At 58.5% G+C, this 4,060-nt stretch carries 2 protein-coding genes; both read right to left on the bottom strand.

Features of this window, described 5'->3' with window-relative positions; translation table 11 throughout:
• On the bottom strand, window positions 1–322 hold a 322-nt coding region (soxR, locus tag AC3XYG_RS10455; protein ID WP_489139766.1), incomplete at its 3' end, for a redox-sensitive transcriptional activator SoxR.
• Window positions 323–505: 183 nt separating this feature from the next.
• Window positions 506–3,718 (bottom strand): hypothetical protein, encoded by a 3,213-nt coding sequence (locus tag AC3XYG_RS10450; protein WP_489139765.1) that lies wholly within the window; start codon window positions 3,716–3,718, stop codon window positions 506–508.
• Between the last annotated feature and the right edge of the window lie 342 nt (window positions 3,719–4,060).

Below are 4,060 nucleotides of genomic sequence, written 5' to 3'. Positions count from 1 at the left end.
CGATGCGGGCGTCCAGATCCGCCTGCCACCCCGCGGACAGCCGCTGCCAGTCGGCGGCGCTCGGGGCCCGGTCGGTCGGCAGGGTCGACAGCGCCTCACGGATCGCGGCCAGCGGGATGCCCGTCCGCTGCGCCACCTTGATGATCGCCACCAGCCGCAGAACGCCGCGCGGGAAGCGCCGCTGGTTGCCGGCGGTGCGGCGGCTGTGGAGCAGGCCCTGCGCCTCGTAGAAATGGATCGTCGAGACGGCGACGCCGCTGCGCGCCGCCAGCTCGCCGACGCTCAACTCCCGCGGAGGCGCTTGGGGGTCGAACTGTGCCATGCCCGATTGCCTACCTCGGTTCCGGTTGAGGTTCCATGCGGCGGATATGTGGCTCAGGGGGGCGCCGCACAGTCAAGGGCAGGCGCATTGAGTGGCTCGGCACGGCCTGCGCCCCGGCATCTGCCGGCATCCGGCAGATGCCTCTTTCGCGATGAGCCACACCTTCAGTCCTGGCGTGCAGGGCTACTCCCCACTGGAGGACGTCGCAGAGATTGCGAGCAGGCGGTCGATTTCGCCGGCGAAAAGTTGGCGCAGATGGCTGGAAACGTCCCCGTCTTCGCCGACGAGATTGCGGGCATTCTCCTCGAGATAACCCATCATTCTGTCTCTGATGAGCTTGCGGCGTGTGCTGTCGCTGGTCTCGGCGACGACCTGTTGTTGGACAGCAGGCCATTCCGCACTCTCGAAATTTCTGATCTGCGTCATCATCCGATGTGCAGGTGTCGAGCTGTCCACGATCTCGGGGATCGCGAGCCGCTCAACTTCTGTAGCGAATTCCGCCGCCAGAAGCGGGTTGATGCTGCCGTCCGCGATGAGATTGCTGGGGCGTGGCGTGAGGAAACGAACCAGATCGTCCCTTATTTGTTGGCGGCGTGCCGAATCCTCGCTCGGCAGATCGGCGATACGCAGATGATTGGTCTCGAACTCCCTGACTTCGGCAGCAAATTGCTCCCTCTGCCGAGCATTGTTCGTCGGCTGCATTTGTATGCCGCCCTCATCTTCCGATCCGTTTCCAGGCTGTCTCTGCGCCTCAGTGCTGGCGCGAACCATGGCCCTCATTGCCTTGTTGAACATGGTCACGCTGCGCTCGCTTGATCGGGCTTCCTCCGGGGCGGCAGCTTTGAACCCACGGGAAAACGTCTTCCACGACGCCCATGTCAGGCCGGGCCCGAACTTTGTCCCGGCGCAGATCGTCGCCAGAACGAGAACCGTCGTGGTGAAGGCCCATGCGCCGGCCTGGAGATTGGGGATCTGCGCGCCAGGTTGCTGGAATGGCGCGTAACCGATGAGCTTCTCGATGTCGATGCTGCCCCCGGTGCCACCACTGCTGTTATCCGCAGCGGATGCCAGGCCATAGAGCCCACCCATATCGGATGAGGCATCAGGTGTGGAACCGGGTTGCGGCGAGGCTTGAGGCGCCTTGTCCGCAATTGACCGGTCGACCATGTCATAGATTCCCTTGAGAATCTCGTCGGCCGTCGGCTCAGGCGCATTGGAGGTCTCGGCGGTTGTGGCCGTTTCAGCGTCGATAGCAGTTTCGGTGCCGGTGCCATTCTTGGCGTCAATCGCTTTGAACTCTTCCGTCATCCTTTGGCCGATCTCCATTGTATCGGCTACCATTTTTGTGACTATGAGGCGCAGCGAGTCCTCCGAATCCGTCGCGGCTGTCTCGTTCGCTGGGCTATTCCCGTCGTTTGCGGGTGGGCGGGGCGTCAGATTGAAAAGGTCATTGTCAGGATTATTGTTCCGTTTTTGACTGATGTAGTAACCGAGTTTTGCAAAATTTGGGATAAGCAACAGTGTCGCCACAAGAAATAGATTGGCATAGACATCCATTTTTTCTTCGTTGTCGACTCCCGAAAATGTCTTGAATTGCTCCCACAAAGCAATCGGGAAGTAGACGACAAAATCGCTGAGGGCTCCTGGGTTGTTAACGGCCGAGGCAACGATCTGTCCCAGGCTTTCCAATACCGTTAAGACGCCCAGTGTGGTGTTGAGGGCTGAATCATTAAAAACAAGCTCCTGGCCATCCGGCGGATCGTCGGCTCGTGGCCGATGTTCCTTCATCCGATCGGCAGTCATTTTTGCAACGTCGGGCATGATGTCGACGATGACCACGCCACATTCTTCAAAAATGCCGGCTATCGTGGTGAATGATACGTTTATCCCTCTGATTTGCCGCTGCAGCAGCCAGCCGACTTGGGCTGTGCCGCGTGAATCCGCATGGGATCCTGTCTTGGCCGCCGCATTCAGCCCGGCTAGTGCGATCGTTGCTTCCTGGAATGTGCGGAGAAACCGGCGGAGATCGCTCGTCGCCGCTGCTCTCCCTGTCGGATCGGCGCTCGCGGCGGTGGTCTCAAGGTCCGTCGCCGGGGGGAAGTATGTGCCCTCGCGCGCGACGCGATCGTCCTCGTTGTCCGTCCCCTTGCGCAGCCATTTTTTGACAGGCTCATCGAATTTAAACTCAAGCATGTATAGGTAACCGGCCGCCAAGGCAGTGATAGTCAGTAGCGCGGCGTACCAAGGATTGGGATGCAGCGCAGAGCGCGGCTGGCCGTCATCGCCAACATTGGCTTGCGCCTTATAAGACCATTCGGCGTAATCATCGATCCCTGGCGATCCCCCGCGCGAATCGGCCATAAGTTTCATATAAAACGGCAAAATTCCGAAAAACAGCCAGATCACGTTCGGAATATACCATGGTGATTGACGGTCTTTTCGGAAGTTGCTGATGTCCTCTTTTGTTGCAGTGGTGTCATTATACAGGCCCGCTTCGATCATGACGTTGCCCGTCCCATTCACGATGATGGGGAGCAGCGTTGCGAACTGAAGCAGGGTGTTTGCCAGTGCTATTTGGAAGTTGGCTAAAGTTAAAAGCGGGCCCTGAAGAGTCGCATTGAGATATTTCGACGCTTTCCCATCCGGATACTCGACCTCGATGGCGGAGAGCCGATCGCGTGCCTTTTGAAGTTCTGTCGTAAGTTTTTGGCGCCGATTCAGCTGCGCCGCTTCGTCAATGGTGCCGTCGGCTACCTGATAAACACTAAGAACTTGTCCAATATTTTCTATCTCATCGAAGCACGCGCGGAGGTGGTCCAGCAAGACCTGCGGGTTGTCTGCACCTGGTTCGCCCAATCCGATAAGGCCCATTCGGACATTGGTCGATGGGTTGGTCTGAAACGCTGCGGTTGGCGCCAGTTCTTCCGAGATCTTCGCGAAAACACTTCTCGTGTGGAGGGGATCGCGCTGAAGGACATACATCATGTCGACGGAGTGCTCGACAAAGGCCTTGGTGCGGCCATGCCATTCTTCTTGCGAGAGGACCTCGTCTGGAAATTGCCCGCCTGGGAGGTGAAGTCGGGTTACCCGGCCGAGCCATGTGGCTTTATCCGCAAGGCCGCGGCGCGCCCCGTCGGGGAGGCGTGCGGCGGCTTTGGTGAAATTCTCGATCGTCTTCCCGTCCAGCAGGTCGTTTGCGGGTGCCCGATTCTTGTTTCGGAAAACAAACTTGAAGGCGCCGGCCAGCAACAAGACCAGGCCGATGCCGCCGGCGGCACCGATGCCGGCATACGCGCCCGCGCCAAGCCCCGGGCCTCCGGCGTGCGTGGAAAATGGACCGGTTGCGCCTGACGCAGCAGCCGGCGTCGTGAGCGTCGATATTTCAGATGGTGTCATGCGAGAACCCCTCCACAAGCGGTTCCATTACAGATCAGGTGTATGGGCTTGGGGCTTGCCGCGGGATCTGGAGCTTTAGGGGTGCTTATTCGAAGCACTTCCCAAGCTGGTCCATCCAACGCCATTGGCTTAAAAACTACATATGCCCATCGGATTTTTCCGCACTCTCATGGTCAATAGGATCCAGCTTCCATGAGCAGGTCGATAGTCACAGATTAATAATGTGATAATGCGCGGCATGCATACCTACGATATGTAGAATTTCTGCTCATATTTATCAGTATATCTATGTTTAATATGTACGGCCCTCGGGCCGGCCGAACAGGCCGATTCTGGTCATAG

The sequence above is a fragment of the Inquilinus sp. genome (assembly GCF_057815775.1).
This window is presented reverse-complemented; position numbering and strand designations above follow the sequence as displayed.